We start from the raw sequence: 21,003 nt of genomic DNA, 5'->3' as shown, positions 1-21,003 counted from the left end.
TCCGTTTACCCCTCATTCCCGTCGCCCGGCGGGAATCTTCCTCCCCGATGATGCCTCTGGCGGTGATACACCGCCGGATTTCGCTTGCATTTAGCTGTACGCTGCGCATAATCGCAAACCGCAATAATAATGATTCTCAGTATAATTTACATCAGGGGATAACCATGCGCAGAACGCCTTTCAATCCCGGAATGAAACCGACGCTGCTGGCCATGCTGGTCAGCGCCGGTTGTTTGCCAGTGATGGCTGCTACCACTAACACCAGTAACGCACCTCAGGGCGCTAACGAACAGCAGACGCTGACCGTCACCGCCACGCCGCAGAGTGAATTCAAACCCGGCGGCAACGACTTAGTACCGGCCTTTCTCGATGGCCAGATTGCCCACGGCGGTCGCCTCGGCATGCTGGGCGAGCAAAACGCCATGGACGTGCCGTTCAACGTCATCGGCTATACGGCAAAAATGATTCAGGACCAGCAAGCGCAAACCATCGCCGATGTGGTGCGCAACGATGCGGGCGTGCAGAACGTCAAAGGTTACGGCAATTTTGCTGAAACTTACCGCATTCGGGGTTTCACTCTCGACGGCGATGATATGACCTTCGGCGGTCTGCCGGGCGTGGTGCCGCGCCAGGTGATGGACGCTTCGCTGATCGATCGTGTGGAGATCTTCAAAGGCGCCAACAGTCTGGTTAACGGCGCAGCCAGTTCCGGCGTCGGCGGTATGATTAACCTCGAGCCGAAACATGCCGAAGATACGCCGATCAATCGCGTGGGCCTCGATTACACCTCCTCGTCTCAGGTTGGTGGAACGCTGGACGTGGGGCGTCGCTTTGGCGATAACAATCAGTTTGGCGTGCGGGTTAATGCCGTGCATCGCGAGGGTGAAACCGGCGTTGACGGCGAGAAAAAACGCACCACGGCGGCCTCGGTCGGTCTTGATTATCGCGGCGACCGGCTGCGCACCTCGCTGGACGTCGGCTATCAGAAGAAAACCTTCCATGACGGCTTACAGGGCGTGAAATTCGCCAGCGCCGGGGTGATCCCGGCGGTGCCGTCAAATTCGCACAACTACAGCCAGAAATGGGTGTACAGCGATATGGAATCTGAATTCGGTATCGCCAAAGCAGAATACGATATTACCGACAGCTGGACGGCCTATGCCGGTCTCGGCGCACAGCACGCTCATGAAACCGGCAACTACGGCGCGCCGACCATTACCAACAGCAACGGTGACGGTACCATCAGTAGCTTCTACTCCAACCGTATTCAGGACAACATGAGCGGTATGGTGGGGCTGCGCGGTGAGTTCCACACCGGTTTTGTCAGCCATAAAGTCAACGTGGGTTACTCGGCGCTGACCACCAATGCGAAAAATGCCTACGACATGTCGCTGGTGGGCACGCCGTTTAATATCTACCACAGCGGTGACGTGGCGGAACCGGCGGCCACCTTCGCCGGCGGCAAGTTCTCCGATCCGCTCACCACGTCGCGCACCCGCACCCAGGGCTATCTGCTGAGCGATACGCTCGGATTACTGGACGATACGCTGCTGGTGACCGTTGGTGCTCGCCATCAGAAAGTGGTGGTGCGCAGCTATAACTACAACACCGGCGCGGAAAGCGTTGATTCGCGCTTCACCAACGACCGCTGGATGCCAACGTACGGCGTGGTTTACAAGCCATGGAAAGAAGTGGCGCTGTACACCAACCATACGGAAGCGCTGCAGCCTGGTGAAGTGGCCCCTAAAGACGCCGTCAACTATGGCACCGTGACCGGTGTGGCGCACTCGAAGCAGAATGAGATCGGTGTTAAAACCGATTTCGGCCGCATCGGCGGCTCGCTGGGGCTGTTCGAAATCCAGAAACCGTCCGGCCTGATCAACAGTGACAATGTCTACGTCATGGATGGCGAGCAGCGCCATCGCGGCGTGGAAGCCAACGTGTTTGGTGAGCCGGTGCTGGGCCTGCGCCTCAACGCCAGCGCCACCTGGATCGATCCGGTGATGAAGAAAACCGCCGGCGGCACTTACGATGGCAAACAGGCGATCGGCGTGCCGCGCTACACCTACGTGCTGGGCGCGGAGTATGACATCAAGCCGGTGGAGGGTCTGACGGCCACGGCGCTGCTCAACCACAGCGGTGCTCAGTACGCCAACTCGGCCAACACCCTCAAGCTGGACAGCTATACCACGCTGGATCTTGGTATGCGTTACCGCATGAAGGTGAATCAGAACGATCTGGTGTGGCGCGTGGCGGTCGAAAACGTCACCAATGAGAAGTACTGGTCAAACGTTGATGACACCGGCACCTATCTCGCGCAGGGCGACCCGCGCACGCTGAAAATCAGCATGAGCTACGATTTCTAAGCGGCCACCACGGGGCGTAGTGACGCTCCGTGGTCTTTTCCGACAGAAATAGTGCTGTACGTTGGCCGCTATTCCATTACACTCTGTGCGGCAATCCCGCTGAAAAACGCCTCTTTCCTGTTGAGTCATCATGAGTTCACCCGCGCCACCTGACGATCACGACGAACCTTTACGGCAACCGCTGGATGATGCGCACTTCGCCATTGTGGTACTTGCAGTGACCTCGGTTACCCTTATAATCTTCGTCCTGATGCTTACATTATGGATGAGCTGAGGCCAGCAACCGACTACGGACGCCCGCAAGGAGATGTCGATGGAATCCCGGGATGACAAACTGATCGCCATCATTGGACTGCTTTCCGCCTGCCTGATCGGCGTAGTGTTCCTTTTCACCATGACCTGGCTGACGGACGTGCGCCATCCAGCCGATCCGTCACTGGATGTACAAACCTGCCCGCCCAAAACCGCCAGCCCGGTGCAGCACTCTTAATCCTGGGTGCGCCATTTAATCTGCTGACTGCGTAACTCCAGCGCCAGCGCTTCATGCAGGGTGCGATTGCCATTGGGATCGCCCAGACCAAACAGCGCGCCAGGCGAGCGCCGATCGTCGGCCCACGCCGGATACTCCACCACCGGATAGAGCGAAATGCCTTCCAGCGCCACGCCCTGCGCTAAGGCCAGCCGCGCTTCATCACTGACATGCCGCAGCCAGGGCGCGCGCGCGTCGCCTTCCGCGCCGGTTTCCGCCAGCAGCAGCGGGCGCTGATAACGCTGCCAGCACTGCATCAGCAGCCGGTGCAGCGGCTGACGCTGCGGGTGGTCGGGCGGAATGGTGTCGCCGGAGAAGAACCAGTGGTTGTCGGGATAATAGTTCAGCCCCAGGATGTCGAGAAAATCGGGCTGACCACCCAGCTCCGGCGCATCGCGTCCTGCCAGCCAGTCCCAGGCTTCAAACTGCGCCTGATGCTGGCTGTCGGCATAAGGTTTGCTGTCGGGGTTATGCGGATCGGCGGCGATCTGCACCAGCGGGTCGGTCAGCACGAAGCGGGCATCCGGATAGACGTCGCGAATGGCGTGCATGGCCGCCAGCGAGGCGCGCACCAGCTGACGTTTCAGTTCGCGACCGCGCGCGCTGGCGTAGGGATCGAGCCACGAGACATCGGCGCCGGCCCAGGACCAGAAGGATATCTGGTTGATGGGCGTAAAGAACGGCTGCTCCACGCCCTCATCCCGCATCAGCTCAGCCATGGCGCGTGCGAAGCGGCCAAAGTGCTCCACAAACGCCGGCTTCCAGATATCGAGATGATCGGGGTAGCCAAAGTGCGCCAGCTCCCAGATGATTTGTAAATCATGGCGCGCCGCCGCGTGAATCATCGGCAGAAAGGTGCGCCAGTCGTATTCACCTGGTGTGGCTTCAATCAGGTGCCAGCGGGCGCCGTCGCGCGCGGTGCGCAATCCCTCCTGCGCCAGCGCGGCGTAATCTTTCTCCAGCAGCATGTCGTGGCCGCTGCTGATGACCATATCCAGTCGTCGCCCGCCGCTGCGGCAGGCGGTAGAGCAGGGGAAGCTGCCCTGAAAAAAGCTGCGAAATAGCCGGGGCTGATGGCGCGGGGATAGCTGAGTCATGATCTTCTCCTCACGAAGAACGCCGGATGCAGAACGCCTGGCTAAGTCTAGACTAAATTAACGCCGCACCCGACGCGGAAGTAGACGGCTCTGATTGCCTTTACGTGCGGTGATACCAACAATAACAGCTTCAGGGTAAGCAGGGATTGAGTATGAGCGAAGCGGCACTGCGTTCCTCACGCGAACGGCCGGGCGACGGGCTGAGAGAACATGCGCAACAGCAATGTGCCCGTCATCCGGGACTGAGCGGCATTCATCCGCTGAACGATGGGCTGGATGCGTTTGCGGCACGCTATCTGCTGATGGGCATGGCGCAGCACACCATCGACGTCCAGTATTACATCTGGCACAACGACATGTCGGGACGCCTGCTGTTCAGCGCGTTGCTGGATGCGGCGGAGCGCGGCGTGCAGGTGCGCCTGTTGCTGGATGACAATAATACGCCCGGGCTGGATGAAACGCTGGCCGAACTCGATCGGCATCCGAATATCGCCGTGCGGCTGTTTAATCCCTTCTCGTTTCGAACCCTGCGCGCGCTGGGCTATCTGACTGACTTCGCACGCCTGAATCGCCGGATGCACAACAAAAGCCTGACCGTGGACGGCGCGGTAACGCTGGTGGGTGGCCGTAACATCGGCGACGAATATTTTGGCACCGGCAATGAGCCGCTGTTTACCGATCTCGACGTGCTGGCGCTGGGACCGGCGGTAGATGAAGTGGCGGAAGATTTTGCCCGCTACTGGCACAGCAAAGCGGTATCGCCATTGCGCAGCGTCGTGGACACCGGCGCACCGCCGCATGAAGCGGTGCGTTTACCGCCGGAGTGGCAGCAGAGCGAGGCGGTGCAGCGCTATCTGGCGCGGCTGGAGAAATCTTCGTTTGTCAGCCAGCTGGAGCAGGGCTCGTTGAGCATGACCTGGGCACACACGCGGCTGTTAAGTGACGATCCGCGCAAAGGGCTGGGCAAAGCGAAGCGCTCCTCTTTGCTGCCGCAGCGCATGCTGGAGGTGATCGGCACGCCGCAGCAGCAGTTCGATATCATCTCGGCCTATTTTGTCCCGACCCGTGCCGGCGTGGCGCAGCTGCTGGCGCTGAAGCGGCGGGGCGTTAAGATCGCCATCTTAACTAACTCGCTGGCCGCCAATGATGTCACCGTGGTTCACGCCGGCTATGCGCGCTGGCGCAAGAAGCTGCTGCGTCACGGCATTGCGCTCTACGAACTGAAGCCGCAGGCCAATGCCGCGGATGCCCCGCACGATCGCGGTCTGACCGGGAATTCCGGCTCCAGCCTGCACGCCAAGACTTTCACCGTCGATAACCGCAAAGTGTTTATTGGCTCGTTTAATTTCGATCCGCGTTCGGCGGTGCTGAATACGGAGATGGGGCTGGTGATTGAGAGCGAAGCGCTGGCGCAGCAGACCCATCAGCGCTTCAGCAGCGGCATGCGCGACCGCGCCTGGGCACTGCGACTGGATAAGTGGGGCCGCGTTAACTGGGTGGAGTACAGCGGCGAAGCGCGGGAAGTGGTGCATAAGCACGAGCCGCAGTGCACACTGTTGCAGCGTTTGCTGGTGCGGCTGGTATGGCGTCTGCCGGTGGAGTGGCTGCTATAGCCGGGCTGCACCGCGCGCAGCCCGGCGGGTAAGCACGCCGTTACGTCTGCGCGGAGGTCTCTGGTTTGCGCTGCGGCTTGCCGGAGAACAAAAAGCGCAGCAGCGGGATACGCAGATGAATCTCGTACAGGGCAAAGGCAACGCCAAACACCATCAGCAGTCCGACAAAGAAGCCCAGCGTATTACTGCTGATGTGTGGCGTAACGTAGATGCCGTACAGGATGGTCAGCGGATGGTGCACCAGATAAATAAACAGCGACGCGTTCACCAGATACATGATGCGCGGCGAGTGGCTGTTCAGCAGCTTGTGGCCGAAGCTAAAGCAGACGTTCAGCATACACAAGCCCATCAGCGTAGAAATGATGGCATCAAGCTCGTACAGCCAGCCTTCACCGCTGCTGTAGCGCTGATTCAGGCTGTACGCGATAAACACCGCAATGGCACCAAAGCACATCACCGGATTAAAACGCACAAACAGCGCTTTCAGCGCCTGATGTTTCCAGCTCAGCGCACCCAGCATAAAGAACGGCAGGAAGAACAGCGACTGCATTACCGCAATGCTGAACAGGCCATCCATTAACAGCGCGGGAGCAAAGTGGAAAATCAGCCGGCGGAAGGCGCACCACACCAGCGCATAGGCCAGCAGGGCCAGCGTCAGCTTGCCCCAGCCAACCTGCTGATAATCGATGCGGCGCTGCTGATCGCGCAGCCAGCGGAAGCTCAGCATGCCAAACGCGGTGAGAATCACCAGTACCAGTAAAAACCACAGGTGCGAAATCAGATCCCACATCAGCGCGTTGTACTTGTCATACAGCGAGAAGTTTGCCCAGTCGCCGACTTTGCTGGTGAGATTTTTCAGCATAAAAAACTGTGGCAGGGTAATGAGCGGCACCGCAGTTAACAGCGGAATGCCGACGCGCTCCAGCCGCACCTTCAGCCAGCGGTTGGGCTGATAGCGCAGATAGAGCATATATGAGAAATAACCTGAAATAACAAAGAACACCTGCATGCGGAAGGCGTGAATAAAATCATTCAGCACCGTCAGCCACAGTGAGGCGTCCTGGCTGTTAACCGACCAGCGTTGGGTCGAGTAAATCAGCGAGACGTGGAAAGGCACGCCCAGCAGCATTAAATACGCTCGAATCGAGTCGAGGAAATATTCACGTTCGGGTTTGGCTGAACTCATAAGCTTCCGGTTTGTCAGTTTACTTGCCGGTTTCACCCTGAAACCGGATTATGCCGGACGAAATTCTACCGGCTGTAAACAGCGTATACTATCAGGTGAATCTGTTTCTTAATCTTCCGGGTTTAATTATCCGAAAAGTACACTTTCGGCTTACGAATCAGGGGAACAATCTTTTACATAAGCTGTCGGAAAACCGAATAATCCTTTAAGATAAATGGGTTTGATCTAAGCACACGAAAGGGGGGGATGTGCTGACTAAAGTGAAGAATAATGGCGGGCTGGTGAAGATGCGCTGGGTAGGCGCAGCAGTTCTGCTGGCGTTGTACGCCAACAATAGCTGGGCGTTCAACATTGATGATGTGGCAAAGCAAGCTAAGGCGCTGGCAGGGAAAGGTTTTGAAGCGCCAAAAAGCAATTTACCCTCTCAGTTTCGTGAAATGAAGTTTGCTGACTATCAGCAGATCCAGTTTAACCACGACAAAGCATACTGGGGCAAACTGCGCACGCCGTTTAAGCTCGAGTTCTATCATCAGGGCATGTATTTCGACACGCCGGTGAAAATCAATGAAGTCACCGCGTCTTCGGTACGTGAAATCAAATATAACCCTGACTACTTCAATTTCGGCAACGTGAAACACGATGCCGATGCGGTGAAAAACCTCGGTTTTGCCGGTTTCAAGGTGCTGTATCCTTTAAATAAAAAGGGTAAAGACGATGAGATTACCAGCTTCCTGGGTGCCAGCTATTTCCGCGTGATTGGCGAAGGCCAGGTGTATGGCCTGTCGGCGCGTGGTCTGGCGATTGATACCGCGCTGCCTTCCGGTGAGGAGTTCCCGCGCTTTAAAGAGTTCTGGATCGAGCGGCCGAAGCCGCAGGATAAACAGCTGGTGATTTATGCGCTGCTGGATTCTCCGCGCGCCGCCGGTGCCTATCGCTTTGTGATCCAGCCGGGCAAAGAGTCCACCGTGGACGTGCAGTCTAAAGTGTATCTGCGTGACAACGTCGGCAAACTCGGCGTAGCCCCACTCACCAGTATGTTCCTGTTTGGCGCTAACCAGCCGTCGCCGGTCAGCAACTTCCGTCAGGAGCTGCATGATTCGAACGGCCTGTCGATTCACGCCGGAAATGGCGAGTGGATCTGGCGTCCGCTCAATAACCCGAAACACCTGGCGGTCAGCACCTTTACCATCGAAAACCCGAAAGGCTTCGGTCTGCTGCAGCGTGGCCGTGACTTCAGCCATTACCAGGACCTGGACGACCGCTATGATCTGCGTCCAAGCGGCTGGGTTGAGCCGCAGGGCGACTGGGGCAAAGGCCGCGTAGAGCTGGTGGAGATCCCGACGGCAGATGAAACCAACGATAACATCGTGGCCTTCTGGACGCCGGAGAGCCTGCCAGAGCCAGGCAAAGAGATGAACTTCAAATATCGTCTGCACTTTACGCGTGATGAAAACCAGCTGCATCAGGACGATGTAGCCTGGGTGAAAGACACGCTGCGTTCTGCGGGCGATGTGAAGCAGTCTAATCTGGTGCGTCAGCCGGATGGTTCCATCGCCTTTACCGTGGACTTTGTCGGTAAAGCGATGAGCAAGCTGCCGGAAAACACCCAGGTGGCACCGCAGGTCAGCGTCGGTAACAACGCCGACGTGGTCGAGCAGAGCGTACGCTACAACCCGGTCACCAAAGGCTGGCGTCTGGTGCTGCGTCTGCGCGTCAAAGACAACAAGCAGCCGACCGAAATGCGTGCGGCGCTGGTGAGCGGCGACAAGACATTGACGGAAACCTGGAGCTATCAGTTACCTGCCAATGAATAAATCGACTTATTTACCTCAATCTTACGTGGAGGCGCTGCCGCTTGATGCGGCAGCACGCGCCACGCTCAGCGCCTCGCTGCAGAATGCGCAGGCGTTTCATGCCATTCACAGCGCGCTGGGGCAGGATATCGCCGCCAGCGAACGGCCGGACGATGCGCCGCTGAAATCGGTCTCGTCGCGCGTATCCATGGCGTGGCCGGATTCGCTCGCCGATGGCCAGCAGCTAAGTAAAGATTATCTCGACCGCACCACGCTGAAGGCGATGCCGCCAGTGAAGCGTTCGCTGATGTTCCCGGAAGCCTGGCGGACTAACCCGATCGCGCGCGCCTGGGATTCCCTGCGCGGGCAGAAAGGCAACCCACGCTATGCCACGGTGGAAGAGCAGAAAGCGGAAGACAAATGGCGCCACGTAGGTTCCATGCGTCGCTACGTGCTGCTGATTCTGACCATTCTGCAGACCGTGGTCGCCACCTGGTACATGAAAACCATTCTGCCGTATCAGGGCTGGACGCTGCTCGATCCGGTCGAGCTGTTTAACCAGAACTGGCTGCAGTCGGTGGAGCTGATCCTGCCGTATATTCTGCAGACTGGCATCCTGTTCCTGTTTGCCATCCTGTTCTGCTGGGTATCGGCTGGTTTCTGGACCGCGCTGATGGGCTTCCTGCAGCTGTTGATCGGTCGCGATAAATACAGCATCTCGTACTCGACCACCGGGGATGAGCCGCTCAATCCGGAACATCGCACCGCGCTGATCATGCCAATCTGTAACGAAGACGTGGAACGCGTGTTCGCCGGTCTGCGCGCCACCTGGGAGTCGGTGAAACGCACCGGTAACGCGGAGCATTTCGACGTTTACATCCTGAGCGACAGCTACGATGCCGACATCGCCATCGCCGAGCAAAAAGCGTGGATGGAGCTGGTGCGGGATGTCGGTGGGGCGGGCAAGATCTTCTATCGCCGTCGTCGCCGCCGCGTGAAGCGTAAAAGCGGCAACATTGATGACTTCTGCCGTCGCTGGGGCAGCAACTACAGCTACATGGTGGTGCTGGACGCCGACAGCGTGATGAGCGGTGAGTGTCTTACCGGTCTGGTGCGCATGATGGAAGCGAACCCGAACGCCGGTATTATCCAGTCCTCGCCAAAAGCGTCAGGCATGGATACGCTGTATGCGCGCTGTCAGCAGTTCGCCACCCGCGTTTACGGGCCGCTGTTTACCGCCGGTCTGCACTTCTGGCAGCTGGGCGAATCGCACTATTGGGGGCACAACGCCATCATTCGCGTGCAGCCGTTTATTGAACACTGTGCGCTGGCGCCGCTGCCGGGTGAAGGCTCCTTCGCCGGTTCGATTCTGTCACATGACTTCGTGGAAGCGGCGCTGATGCGTCGTGCCGGCTGGGGCGTGTGGATCGCCTACGATCTGCCGGGTTCTTATGAAGAGCTGCCGCCGAACCTGCTTGATGAGCTGAAGCGTGACCGTCGCTGGTGCCACGGCAACCTGATGAACTTCCGCCTGTTCCTGGTAAAAGGCATGCACCCGGTGCACCGCGCGGTGTTCCTGACCGGCGTGATGTCCTACCTGTCGGCGCCGCTGTGGTTTATGTTCCTTGCGTTGTCGACCGCCCTGCAGGTGGTGCATACGCTGATGGAACCGACCTACTTCCTGCAGCCGCGTCAGCTGTTCCCGGTGTGGCCGCAGTGGCGTCCGGATTTGGCCATCGCGCTGTTCTCCACCACGCTGGTGCTGCTGTTCCTGCCAAAACTGCTCAGCGTGGTGCTGATCTGGTTTAAAGGGGCGAAACCGTACGGTGGCGCATTCCGCCTTTTCCTCTCGCTGCTGCTGGAGATGCTGTTCTCGGTGCTGCTGGCACCGGTGCGCATGCTGTTCCACACCGTGTTTGTGGTCAGCGCTTTCCTCGGCTGGGAAGTGGTGTGGAACTCGCCGCAGCGTGACGATGACGCCACGCCGTGGAGCGAAGCGTTCCGTCGCCACGGTTCACAGATGCTGCTGGGCATTGTCTGGGCCGTCGGGATGGGCGTGCTCGATCTCAACTTCCTGTGGTGGCTGGCGCCAATCGTCTTCTCACTGATTCTGTCGCCGTTTGTCTCGGTGATGTCGAGTCGCGCCACGGTCGGGCTGAAGAGTAAGCGTGCCAGGCTGTTCCTGATCCCGGAAGAGTATGAGCCGCCGAAAGAGCTGGTCGACACCGATCACTATCTGCAGCTGAACCGGGAACGTGCGCTGAAGCATGGCTTTATGCATGCGCTGTTCAATCCGGCGTTCAACGCGCTGGCGACGGCGATGGCGACATCGCGCCATAAGCAGAGCGCACTGCTGGATCACGCACGCGATCGCCGCGTCGATCAGGCATTGAGCGATGCACCGGAAAAACTGAATCGCGAACAGCGTCTGCAGCTGATCAGCGATCCGGTGGTGCTGGCGCGCGTGCACACGCGTTTGTGGGAAAGTGCGGATAAATATCATCAGTGGGTAGAGAGTTATCAGAAACTCACGCTTAACCCGCAGGCGCTGCCTCAGCGCGCCTGACAGGCTAACGGTGATGAAAAAGCGGCAGCGATGCCGCTTTTTTTATGCCTGCGCTTCAGCGAAGTGCTTAACGCGCCTCACACAATCTTTACGCATAAAGACATAGCGGTTTAGCTGCACCCGCAGCTAAAATGGCGCGATGACACGTGCCAGTGTTCCTGAGCACATTTAAACAGTCACTGACGCACATCAGAATCAGGGGTGTCAGTTCAGGGTGAGTAAATGCAGTGAAATATTGCCTGAAGTTAATTGCGCTGTGCGCCGCCATTTTGCTGCTGACGGGCTGTGGCAGCATTATCAGCCGGACCGTACCCGGACAGGGGCACGGCAACCAGTATTATCCAGGCGTGCAGTGGGATGTGCGTGACGGGCCGTGGCGCGTGCTGACCATTCTCGATCTGCCGCTGTCGCTGGTGATGGACACGCTGCTACTGCCGGTTGACGCACAGCACGGCCCGTACGAGTAACTTACGCCCAGTTGTCTGACGGACTGTCGTCGTCTTCCCACTCTTCGGCCGCTGCTTCGCCTTCTTCCAGGTCGCGCGGCGGCTCCAGCTGAAATTCGCCTTCATCCCATTCGTGCAGGGTATTTTCCGACTGCCACTCCTGGCGCAGCTCAATTTCATCGAAATTACCGTCGAACACCGCCTGCGCCGCTTCACCGCTGCAGATTGGCAGGCATTCGCCCTGGCCGTCTTCGTCAGCGAAAAACTCCGCCTGCCACATAATGTCGCCATCCTGCATCACGTACTTCTGCAGCGCAAACTGGCTGACGCTGGCGTCATCCTGCTCCAGCTCAGGCTGGCTGGCGAGAAACTCTTCGCGTGCGGCTTCAATGGCTTCTTCTAACGTACTATACAGGCTCATCTGCAACTCCTTGTCAGTGCAAAAAGGGATTTCACAGAAGAATAGACGAAAATTGGCGGCTGTCAGGGCGGGAGAGAACAATGACGGGGTGGATGCGTAAAAAGTCATCCACCCGCGCCGGTTACATCATTTTTTGCGGAAAGTGCAGAACCGGTCGTACCGACTCGCGTAACACGGGTGCAGAATAACGGATGCAGCATTTAATACAGGGTTTCACCTTTTTAAAATTAATTCGTGCGGTGGCCAAAGCCTGATTTAAATTATAGAGCGTACCGATGAACACCATATCCTCCTTAACCGGCAGACGTTTACACTCCTTCCGATGCAGCAGATGGTAACCCTCCTGATCGGTACTGATCGTCACGTAGTAGTAGATACCTTTATTCATATTATGTGTCCTGAATATATTTGCTGTGTGTAATCTTTTTATATTTTTAAACGCGCAGTTAACGAGCTAACTGTCAGGGTCGAAACTAACTGGATTCGATCGGGCTAACCAATTCCATAAAGATATATAAAATATGAATTTTTAATCAAAAGAGAATATGGCGGTTAACTTTCAGACAAACACTTGTTTAATCAGTAAAATTTATTAGATAAGTAAACAAGACGGCAAGCCTGAGTAAAATTAAATAGGAAAAGGCCTGGAAGTCATCAAAATCAGATCCGCACCCGCCATATTTTACGCATATTGCCGAACAAACTCAGGCACTGAAAAGCAGCGGCGGGCAAGGGAGAACGCGTAGGCGTAGCAACAAAAAACCGTGATTAATGCGTAAGATAGCAGCAGGCGGCGTAAAGGGTGTCGTTGACTTAAGTGTCAGCGTGTGGAAGGCATAGCAGCTCAGGCTGGGCCTTTTTTAGCGCGCCACTGCGCAGACAATCACGTGAATTAAGGCAAATGTGTGGTAAATAACGCGGGGCATTGATAATACCCCGCAACCGATCAATAGCGTGAAGGCTGCCCTTCGGGCCGGGTTTTAAAGCGGCGATGCAGCCACATATACTGCTCAGGCGCCAGCAGCACCGTCTCTTCCACCACTTTATTCATCACGATAGCGGTATCCAGTTCACTCTCCAGTGAGAATTTGTGGCGGATATCCGGCATCATTTTCAGTTCGTAGCCGCGGCCGTGCGGCAGGCGGCGTGCCAGAAACGGCACCACGCTCGGATTAGCCAGACGAATCAGCATATGCGTGCCGGTGGTGGTCGCGGCTTCCTGAACGGCAAAGAACGGGGCGAATACACTGCTGCGCGGGCCGTAGTCGTGATCGGGCGCATACCAGATGATGTCGTTGTTCTTCATGGCGCGGATCATGCCTTTCAGATCTTTGCGATCCAGCATGCTTTTATTGGAACGCATGCGTCCCCAGGTTTGCAGCCAGTCCAGTAACTTGTTGTCGTTAGGGCGATACACGCCAATACCCGGGTTGTACATGCCAAACACGCGCGCACCCAGTTCCAGCGTCAGGAAGTGCATGCCAATCAGCAGGATGCCGCGCTTTTGTGCCAGCGCCTCGGTAACGTGCTCCAGGCCGCTGGTGCTGACCCATTTACGAATACGCCAGTCCGGCCAGAACCATGCCATGCCGGTCTCAATCAGCCCCATTCCCACCGATTCGAAATTGTGCTTCACCATGGCTTCGCGTTCGCTGGTCGGCATATCGGGGAAGCACAGCGCCAGATTGCGTTGCGCGACCTGAACACGACGCTTCATAAAACGCATGGCAAGGCGTCCCAGTCCGCAGCCAGTCACGTACAGCAGCGGGTAGGGCAACAGCACCAGTACATAGAGGAAACCGATGCCCAGCCAGGTCAGCCAGTAGCGTGGATGAAGGAGTTCGCGGGTAAATTGCGGAAGTTGCGTCATGGAAATATCAATGTCCTGCGTCGTGTACCAGAGAGTCCGGTTTCTGTAATTGGCCGGGATTATGCCATTTTTTCTCTCTGACTGAAATCAACCATCCGTGCGTCAGCGCACGACGAACAGCATTTCTGCGCAGATATTAGCGAGCACAACGCAGAACCCCGTCGATTGTGGCTGATGGCAGGAGAATTGCACCAGAGGCTTTGCATCACGCTCAATTCAGGTATCATATGCGCGCTAAATTTCTCTGATTGCTAACAGGTGTTCACCATGCCAGTGTTACACAACCTCGTTTCCAATAAAGAGCTGAAAGAACGTATGCTGGCCGAAACCGAGCCGCGTACCACAGTCTCTTTTTATAAATACTTCCAGATTGCCGATCCGCAGGCATTCCGCGACCGTCTCTATGTTGCCTTAACCCAGCTGAAGGTGTTCGGCCGCGTCTACGTGGCGCAGGAAGGGATTAATGCACAAATCAGCGTGCCGGCCAGTCGCTATGAGGCGATGAAGGCGATGCTCTATGCCTTTGACCCGGCGCTCGACAATCTGCGCATGAACATCGCGCTGGATGACGACGGCAAATCGTTCTGGGTGCTGCGCCTGAAAGTGCGCGATCGCATCGTGGCTGACGGTATTGAAGACGGTAGCTTCGACGCCAGTAACGTTGGTAACTATCTTAAAGCGGCCGAAGTCAACGCCATGCTCGACGATCCGGATGCGGTGTTTGTGGATATGCGTAACCACTACGAATACGAAGTGGGCCACTTCGACAACGCGCTGGAAGTGCCAGCCGATACGTTCCGCGATCAGCTGCCGATGGCGGTGAATATGCTGCAGGCGCAGAAAGACAAAAAAATCGTCATGTACTGTACCGGCGGCATCCGCTGTGAAAAAGCCAGTGCGTGGATGAAGCACAACGGTTTTGATGATGTTTACCACATTGAAGGGGGCATCATCGAATATACCCGTCGCGCGCGCGAGCAGGGTTTACCGGTGCGCTTCAAAGGCAAAAACTTCGTGTTTGACGAGCGCATGGGCGAGCGTATCTCTGACGATATTCTCTCCAGCTGCCATCAGTGTGGTGCGCCGTGCGACAGCCACACCAACTGCGTTAATGACGGCTGCCATCTGCTGTTTATTCAGTGCCCGAGCTGTGCGGAAAAGTATCAGAACTGCTGCAGCCCGCTGTGCATGGAAGAGTCGAAACTGGCGCCGGAAGAGCAGCGCGCGCGCCGCGCTGGCCGTGAAAATGGCAACAAAGTGTTCAATAAATCACGCGGTTTACTCAACATGACCATGGCGATCCCCGCGCCGGACAAAAAGTAACGGCTTAACAGCCTGGCGCATTGCCCGCCAGGCTGTACTGCTGATTACTGACGCACACCTTCGACTGAAATGATCAGCTCGGCTTTTTGCGAGGCCGGACCGAGATCTTTGCTGATGTTGAACTCTTTCAGCACAATTTCGCCGCTGGCGGCAAAGCCGGCGCGATAACCGCCCCACGGATCCTTGCCTTCACCAATCAGTTGCGCATCCAGCGTGATCGGCTTCGTTACGCCGTTGAGCGTCAGGTTGCCGGTGATCTTATAATCCTTGCCCTGTTTTTTAACCTCAGTCGAGCTGAAGCTGGCCTGCGGGAATTTGCCGGTATTGAGGAAATCCGCGCTGCGCAAATGCTTGTCGCGCTCGGCATGGTTGGTATCGAGGCTGTTGGTATTGATGGTCACGTTGACCTTGTCCGCGGCCGGATTGGCTTCATCAAAGGTAAAGCTGCCATCAAAATCTTTAAAGCTGCCGTACAGCCAGCTGTAGCCAAGATGCTGAATGCGGAACTGGACAAACGCGTGCTGACCCTCTTTATCAAACTTATACTCAGCCGCGCTGGCACTCAGGCTGGTCGAAAAGAGGGCAGCGGCGCTGAGCGCCAGCAGGGTTTTCCTGATCATATTACTTTTCCTTTTCAGAGGTTAAGGGGATGCGGTAACCGAGCATCCGTTTCAGCGTCATGTCGCGATCGACAAAATGGTGTTTCAGTGCGGCCAGGGCGTGCAGGGCAGACAACAGCACCAGAGCCCACGCCAGCCATAAATGGACCTCACCGGCGACATCGGCCTGCTCACCCGCGCCGGTAAACAGTGCCGGTACCTCAAACCAGCCAAACACTGAGACCGGCTTGCCGTCTGCGGTAGAGATCAGATAGCCGCTGATCAGCAACACCAGCAGCAGGCCATACAGCAGCCAGTGCGCAGCATGGGCGGCACGGCGTACGTGCGGCGAGTAACTGGTGAGCGGTGCCGGCGGGGGCGATATGACGCGCCAGCACAGGCGCAGCAGCAGAGCAGCAAACAGTAAGATGCCGATGCCTTTGTGAATCTCAGGGGCGCTGTGATACCAGCCGTCGTAATAGCCAAGTCCGACCATCCATAAACCCAGCGCGAACATACCGTAAATCGTCAGCGCCATCAGCCAGTGCAACGCAATGGTTAACGCACCGTAATGCCGTGGAGAATTACGCCACATAGTTAAGCCGTTATCAGGAAATAAGTGGTAATGAGAATCTACAACCTGAAATAGAAAATCAATCGTCCTTACTTTTCTATAACTTTGAATTTAGGGGTTCGATATATATGGCGAAAGGCTGGCGGTGTAATTCAATAATTCTGAATAGATAAGCAAATAGCAGTTTTAGTCCTGGCGGCAATGGGTATTGCTACACCAAATGCGCCATAAACGCGGGCGAAAAGTAAATTTGTGTCAGGAAAGGTCAATAACTGCCAGTGCGATCCGCACCGGCAGCAACACGATCAGGAAAAACGCGTAAGTGAGAAGGGCGTGAGGTCAAAGGAGAACGGTTTATTCTGCGCAAACTCGCTGGCCAGTTCACCCAGCACGCTGGCGAATTTAAACCCGTGGCCGCTCAGGCCGGTGATGATCAGTCGGTCAGGCTCGCCGGGCAGGGTATCGATAATAAAATCTTCATCCGGCGTGTTGTCATAGCTGCAGGCTTCACCATGCAGGCACACGCCTACGCCTGGCAGAAACTGGCGCAGGAAGCTAAAGGCTTCGTTACCGTCAGCGGCGATGCTGCCGAACGGTTTGCGGTCCGCTGGCGTCTGCATGGGCTGACCGCCATCGTGGCGTCCCACTTTCAGGGCATTATTGTCTGCCGGGAAGCCGTAGAAATGGCTGCCATCCGGCATCTCTACCGTAAAGCCGGGGAACTGGTTATTTTCGCTGTAGCGCCCATCGGCCTGATACCAGGCAAACACCTTGCGCACCGGCGTAACGGGCAGATTGTCCACCAGCTGACTGACCCAGGTGCCGGCGCTGATCAGTAGCTTGCGCGCGCGGAATACGCCATCGCTGGTGGTGACCTGCTGCAGATCGCCCTCGCGGCCAATCGCGCTGACCGGGCAGTTAAACAGCTGCGCGCAGCCAGCCTGTTCCGCCAGCTGCACCCAGCTGCGCACCGCCTGTTCGCATTTCAGGAAGCCAGAGTTAGGCTCAAATACGCCTACGTAGCCGTCCGGTACGCTAAGCTGCGGCCAGCGTTTACGCACCTCATCGGCCTGTAACACCTGCACCGCTAACTGCCAGCGGTTAGCGCTGTCGATCACGTTGTGAATGAAATCCGAGCTGGCCGGCGCCAGATTAAGAATGCCGCTGCGGTGCATGATGCGTTCGCCGCTCTGGCGCTCCAGCTCGTCCCATAACGTCTGGGCGCGCAGCACCAGCGGCACGTAGCGTTCACCTTCGCCGTAAGCGTGACGAATCAGGCGGGTTTCGCCGTGATGCGTCCCCTGGCTGTGGGGCGGGTGCGCGCTGTCGATCATCAGCACCGACAGGCCCGCCTGGGTTGCGTAGAAACCCGCGGCAGCTCCGACGGAACCACTTCCCACCACAATCAGATCATAAACCATGACGACATCACTCCTGTAAAACGGCGATTTTTTTCAATAGCATATCAAAAGAGTGCGCCCATGAAAAAGGCACCCTGTAGGGTGCCTTTTCACGCGATGGTGATGATTAGTGCTTGCGATTATCGCGTAGGTATTGCTCAGTGGACTCGATCTTTGCAATGCCAGCTTCGAGGATAGAGATAAACTGTCTGGCTACGTCAGTTGTCAGCCAGTATGTTGGGCCCACGTCAGCTTCTTCTTCTTTCTGGTCCTGCGATGATAGCGAGTGCAGGCGGATCATCATGGCGTCATAGCTGTCAACGGTGCTGATATCCCATCCCACCAGCGGATGGGTCTGGATGACGTCTTTACTTCTGTCCATTATAACCTCCTTATTACTCGTTAAACGAAGTGCTTTCGAGGTTCAATGCGTCTGTATCTTGCACTAGCGAGATAATTATAACATGGAATTAACAGTACAGTAGTTAAAAAGTGTGGTGACTAAAAACACAGCAAAATAAAAGCAGCCAAAAGCCGGTTTTCAACGAATAAATAAACGCCTTACGCAGCTGGGTATTTATTGTCGCAGCGCAACGTGTCGTCATACCGATTATCGGCATCTCAGCATTAAAACTTTAACGGGCTGAACGCCAGGGTAAAAATCTGAAATTATCCCTGCGACTCGGCAGGCAACTGCCCTTTGCGTCGATGGATCTCGTCGGCCAGCCGGGCAAAATGCTGCTGTAACTGAGCGTCATGATTCTGGTTTTGCGCTTCGAGCGTCAAATTGTGAGCCAGCAGCTGGCTGGCGCGATCGTCCAGACAGAAGGTCAGCGTAGCAAAGGCATTTTCCAGCACGGTCAAACGGCGTTGCTGTTCAGCAATGAAGGCCAGTAATTCCCCAAACGTCATCGCCTCTTCTGGTTTTTCAGTAGTCATGTGCAACACACCTCCTGTAAGCACGACGAGGCAAGAATAGGACATCGTTTAATCAGAGTCTAGCTGGCGCGGGTTTTTCTGGCGAGCGGGAAATAAAAACAAAAAAGCCGGGCGGCGGGCCCGGCAAAAACGGCACAGTGGCGGTTAATCGGTAATAAACCAGTCGTCAGCGCTTTCCCAGGTTTCCTGCAAAATATCGCTGATGCGGTCGCGTGATTCTTTACAGCCGCCAAACACGCTGAGCTGGTTACCACCGGCATAGCGCACTTTGACGTGATGATTGTCGTCGGGAAAATCGCGGGAGATACGGCGAGTGAGTTCAGCGCTCAGTGCATCCAGTGCACCGGCGGGAAGGGGCTGAGTCTTTGCTACGGTAATTTCAACACGCATAAACGCCTCCGGGATAATATACTGGTTATTTGTACAGTATAAAATTCCCGAAGGCAAGCGGCAGATGATTATTCTTTGATGCGCCAGTTAAGGGTTTCACCGGCGAGGAACGGAACCAGCGTATCGTCAGCGACCGTGATGCTCTCCTGCACCGTCCACGGCTCACGCACCAGCGTCAGGGTACCGTCGTTGAGCGGCAGGCCGTAGAACCTGGGGCCGTTCTCAGAGCAGAAGGCTTCAAAATGCTCCAGTGCGCCAAGCTCTTCAAACACGGTCAGATAAGCGGGCAGCGACGTCGGCGCATTAAATACGCCGGCACAGCCGCAGCTGGCTTCTTTCAGATGGCGCAGGTGCGGTGCCGTGTCAGTGCCCAGGAAGACACGCCGGTTACCGCTTGCCACCAGGTTACGCAGCGCTTCCTGATGAATGTTGCGCTTCAGAATGGGCAGACAGTAGAGATGCGGGCGCACGCCGCCCACCAGCATGTGGTTGCGGTTGAACATCAGATGCTGTGGCGTAATGGTCGCGCCAAGCAGTTCATTGCCGGCGGCTACATACTCCGCAGCTTCCTTCGTGGTGATGTGTTCCATTACCACTTTCAGGCCCGGGAACTGCTGACGCAGCGGTTGCAGCACGGTTTCGATGAAACGCGCTTCACGATCAAAGATATCAATGTGCGCATCGGTGACTTCGCCGTGCACCAGCATCGGCATGCCGATTTCCTGCATGCGCTCCAGCACGCTGGCAATGGAGGCAATGTTGGTGACGCCATGGCTGGAGTTGGTGGTGGCGTGTGCCGGATAGAGTTTTGCCGCCGTAAAAATACCGCTGCGGAAGCCGCGTTCAATTTCGTCCGCATCAAGCGAATCGGTGAGGTAACAGGTCATCAGCGGCGTGAAGTGATGCTCAGCAGGCAGCGCCGCCATGATGCGTGCGCGATACGCTTCGGCAGCCGCAACGCTGGTGACCGGCGGAACCAGATTTGGCATGACAATCGCACGACCATTCACCGCGCTGGTATAGGGCAGCACTGCATTGAGCATCGCGCCATCGCGCAGGTGGATGTGCCAGTCGTCAGGGCGGCGAATCGTGATTTGCTGGGGTTGGGCTGTCATTCAAAAAGGCTCCGGCTGAGGTGAAAACGAAATGGCTCGTTTAGGCCGGGGACTAATCATAAGGGGGCGGGCAACCGTTTGCACGGGATTTTGCAGTGCAGGAGAGAAATAACCGCAGGCGCGGCAAATTGCGTAGCAGCGTGGCAGGCGCGGGCGAAATCATGCCACGCTATGCAGGGCCGCCGCTGAGAACGGCCCCTTGCAACGTTAATCGGTAAACGGAATCACCAGCTGGCCAGGCTTCACTTCCAGTCCTTTAGCCAGTTTCTTCGCCAGCGCCTCGCCTTTGCTGCGGTCGGCGCTCAGCACGTAGGCGGGTTTTTCATTGAAATAGCGCTTGAGGGATTCGTTCAGATACGGCGTAAGGGTTTTCATGATCGACGCCATCTTCTCAGGTTGTACCTGCGCGTCGACGATTTCGAGGTCCTGCAGATAGATGGCGCCCTGCTGCGCGTTATACACCGGTTGCGCTTTCATCTTCAGCTGCATTTCGGCCTGCTGCGGACCAAACAGCGAGCTGACGTTGATGTTGGCTTTACCAGACAGCGTCACTTTACCGGGTTCTTCACGGCCAATCTGGCTGCTCAGATCGGTCAGTACAATATGGGCATTCACCAGCCCGGACACGCCGATGTCTTTCTCGTAGTTGTTGCGCTTTTGCAGCGCCTGATTCACTTCCTGCTCGCTGATGGTGTATTGCGTCAATTGGTTACAGCCGCTGAGCAGCACGGCAAAAAACAGGGCAAACAGCCCGGGAAACGCCTTCTTCATCATTT

20 protein-coding genes are annotated in these 21,003 nt (G+C 56.5%); 7 read left to right on the top strand and 13 right to left on the bottom strand.

The features are described 5' to 3' along the window. Positions 1-164: 164 nt before the first annotated feature. Both AC6I7J_RS12155 and AC6I7J_RS12150 read left to right on the top strand, forming a co-directional pair. Positions 165-2,366: a TonB-dependent receptor gene (locus AC6I7J_RS12155; RefSeq protein WP_498005777.1), complete on the top strand. Its 2,202-nt coding sequence runs from the start codon at positions 165-167 to the stop codon at positions 2,364-2,366. A 313-nt stretch (positions 2,367-2,679) separates the two neighbouring features. After that, positions 2,680-2,856: a hypothetical protein gene (locus tag AC6I7J_RS12150; protein WP_021506450.1), complete on the top strand. Its 177-nt coding sequence runs from the start codon at positions 2,680-2,682 to the stop codon at positions 2,854-2,856. Here AC6I7J_RS12150 and AC6I7J_RS12145 read toward each other — a convergent pair. Then, the gene (locus AC6I7J_RS12145) at positions 2,853-3,992 is read right to left on the bottom strand and encodes a glycoside hydrolase family 1 protein (RefSeq protein ID WP_058780764.1); all 1,140 of its coding nucleotides are present in this window, start codon (positions 3,990-3,992) and stop codon (positions 2,853-2,855) included. The two genes, AC6I7J_RS12150 and AC6I7J_RS12145, sit on opposite strands and share 4 nt — an antisense overlap. Positions 3,993-4,144: 152 nt before the next feature. Between AC6I7J_RS12145 and AC6I7J_RS12140 the strand changes: the two genes are divergently transcribed. Next, positions 4,145-5,605: a phospholipase D-like domain-containing protein gene (locus AC6I7J_RS12140; protein ID WP_021506448.1), complete on the top strand. Its 1,461-nt coding sequence runs from the start codon at positions 4,145-4,147 to the stop codon at positions 5,603-5,605. 40 nt (positions 5,606-5,645) lie between these two features. Here AC6I7J_RS12140 and mdoC read toward each other — a convergent pair whose 3' ends face one another. Continuing rightward, the gene (gene mdoC, locus AC6I7J_RS12135) at positions 5,646-6,791 is read right to left on the bottom strand and encodes a glucans biosynthesis protein MdoC (RefSeq protein ID WP_021506447.1); all 1,146 of its coding nucleotides are present in this window, start codon (positions 6,789-6,791) and stop codon (positions 5,646-5,648) included. 278 nt (positions 6,792-7,069) lie between these two features. On the opposite strand from mdoC, the gene AC6I7J_RS12130 reads away from it, so the two are divergent. The 3 genes from AC6I7J_RS12130 to AC6I7J_RS12120 all read left to right on the top strand — a co-directional run bounded on the left by AC6I7J_RS12130 (position 7,070) and on the right by AC6I7J_RS12120 (position 11,617). Next, positions 7,070-8,605, top strand: a complete 1,536-nt coding sequence (locus AC6I7J_RS12130) for a glucan biosynthesis protein G (protein ID WP_182688977.1) — start codon at positions 7,070-7,072, stop codon at positions 8,603-8,605. Then, positions 8,598-11,150: a glucans biosynthesis glucosyltransferase MdoH gene (mdoH, locus tag AC6I7J_RS12125; RefSeq protein ID WP_058780762.1), complete on the top strand. Its 2,553-nt coding sequence runs from the start codon at positions 8,598-8,600 to the stop codon at positions 11,148-11,150. The genes AC6I7J_RS12130 and mdoH overlap by 8 nt, the downstream gene beginning before the upstream one ends. Positions 11,151-11,377: 227 nt before the next feature. Further along, positions 11,378-11,617, top strand: a complete 240-nt coding sequence (locus AC6I7J_RS12120) for a YceK/YidQ family lipoprotein (RefSeq protein ID WP_021506444.1) — start codon at positions 11,378-11,380, stop codon at positions 11,615-11,617. Position 11,618: 1 nt separating this feature from the next. On the opposite strand, the gene AC6I7J_RS12115 is transcribed toward AC6I7J_RS12120, so the two are convergent. From AC6I7J_RS12115 to AC6I7J_RS12105, 3 genes are all read right to left on the bottom strand, one after another. Continuing rightward, on the bottom strand, positions 11,619-12,017 hold the full coding sequence (locus tag AC6I7J_RS12115) for a MysB family protein (RefSeq protein WP_021506443.1): 399 nt from the start codon (positions 12,015-12,017) through the stop codon (positions 11,619-11,621). A gap of 121 nt (positions 12,018-12,138) precedes the next feature. Further along, positions 12,139-12,405 (bottom strand): hypothetical protein, encoded by a 267-nt coding sequence (locus tag AC6I7J_RS12110; RefSeq protein WP_021506442.1) that lies wholly within the window; start codon positions 12,403-12,405, stop codon positions 12,139-12,141. A gap of 558 nt (positions 12,406-12,963) precedes the next feature. Next, positions 12,964-13,887: a Kdo(2)-lipid IV(A) acyltransferase gene (locus AC6I7J_RS12105; RefSeq protein WP_021506441.1), complete on the bottom strand. Its 924-nt coding sequence runs from the start codon at positions 13,885-13,887 to the stop codon at positions 12,964-12,966. A 267-nt stretch (positions 13,888-14,154) separates the two neighbouring features. On the opposite strand from AC6I7J_RS12105, the gene trhO reads away from it, so the two are divergent. Next, positions 14,155-15,210: an oxygen-dependent tRNA uridine(34) hydroxylase TrhO gene (gene trhO / locus AC6I7J_RS12100; protein WP_498005774.1), complete on the top strand. Its 1,056-nt coding sequence runs from the start codon at positions 14,155-14,157 to the stop codon at positions 15,208-15,210. 44 nt (positions 15,211-15,254) lie between these two features. Here trhO and AC6I7J_RS12095 read toward each other — a convergent pair whose 3' ends face one another. The 8 genes from AC6I7J_RS12095 to AC6I7J_RS12060 form a co-directional block, all read right to left on the bottom strand. Further along, positions 15,255-15,830: a YceI family protein gene (locus AC6I7J_RS12095; RefSeq protein ID WP_021506439.1), complete on the bottom strand. Its 576-nt coding sequence runs from the start codon at positions 15,828-15,830 to the stop codon at positions 15,255-15,257. A 1-nt stretch (position 15,831) separates the two neighbouring features. Next, positions 15,832-16,404, bottom strand: a complete 573-nt coding sequence (locus AC6I7J_RS12090; protein WP_141495573.1) for a cytochrome b — start codon at positions 16,402-16,404, stop codon at positions 15,832-15,834. 284 nt (positions 16,405-16,688) lie between these two features. Further along, positions 16,689-17,804, bottom strand: a complete 1,116-nt coding sequence (solA, locus tag AC6I7J_RS12085) for an N-methyl-L-tryptophan oxidase (protein WP_141495572.1) — start codon at positions 17,802-17,804, stop codon at positions 16,689-16,691. A 106-nt stretch (positions 17,805-17,910) separates the two neighbouring features. Further along, the gene (gene bssS, locus AC6I7J_RS12080; RefSeq protein ID WP_021506436.1) at positions 17,911-18,165 is read right to left on the bottom strand and encodes a biofilm formation regulator BssS; all 255 of its coding nucleotides are present in this window, start codon (positions 18,163-18,165) and stop codon (positions 17,911-17,913) included. A gap of 287 nt (positions 18,166-18,452) precedes the next feature. Beyond that, positions 18,453-18,722 (bottom strand): hypothetical protein, encoded by a 270-nt coding sequence (locus AC6I7J_RS12075; protein WP_010617279.1) that lies wholly within the window; start codon positions 18,720-18,722, stop codon positions 18,453-18,455. A gap of 144 nt (positions 18,723-18,866) precedes the next feature. Then, positions 18,867-19,112 carry a DNA damage-inducible protein I gene (dinI, locus tag AC6I7J_RS12070; protein WP_021506435.1) on the bottom strand — a complete coding sequence of 82 codons (246 nt, stop codon included), beginning with the start codon at positions 19,110-19,112 and terminating at the stop codon, positions 18,867-18,869. A gap of 68 nt (positions 19,113-19,180) precedes the next feature. Continuing rightward, a complete protein-coding gene (gene pyrC, locus AC6I7J_RS12065; RefSeq protein ID WP_021506434.1) occupies positions 19,181-20,227 on the bottom strand; it encodes a dihydroorotase in 1,047 nt (348 codons plus the stop codon). A 207-nt stretch (positions 20,228-20,434) separates the two neighbouring features. After that, positions 20,435-20,998, bottom strand: a complete 564-nt coding sequence (locus AC6I7J_RS12060) for a lipoprotein (protein WP_021506433.1) — start codon at positions 20,996-20,998, stop codon at positions 20,435-20,437. Between the last annotated feature and the right edge of the window lie 5 nt (positions 20,999-21,003).

The organism is Type-C symbiont of Plautia stali (assembly GCF_059730935.1).
The sequence above is the reverse complement of the archived record's forward strand: the minus strand, read 5'-3'. Positions and strand labels throughout refer to the sequence as shown.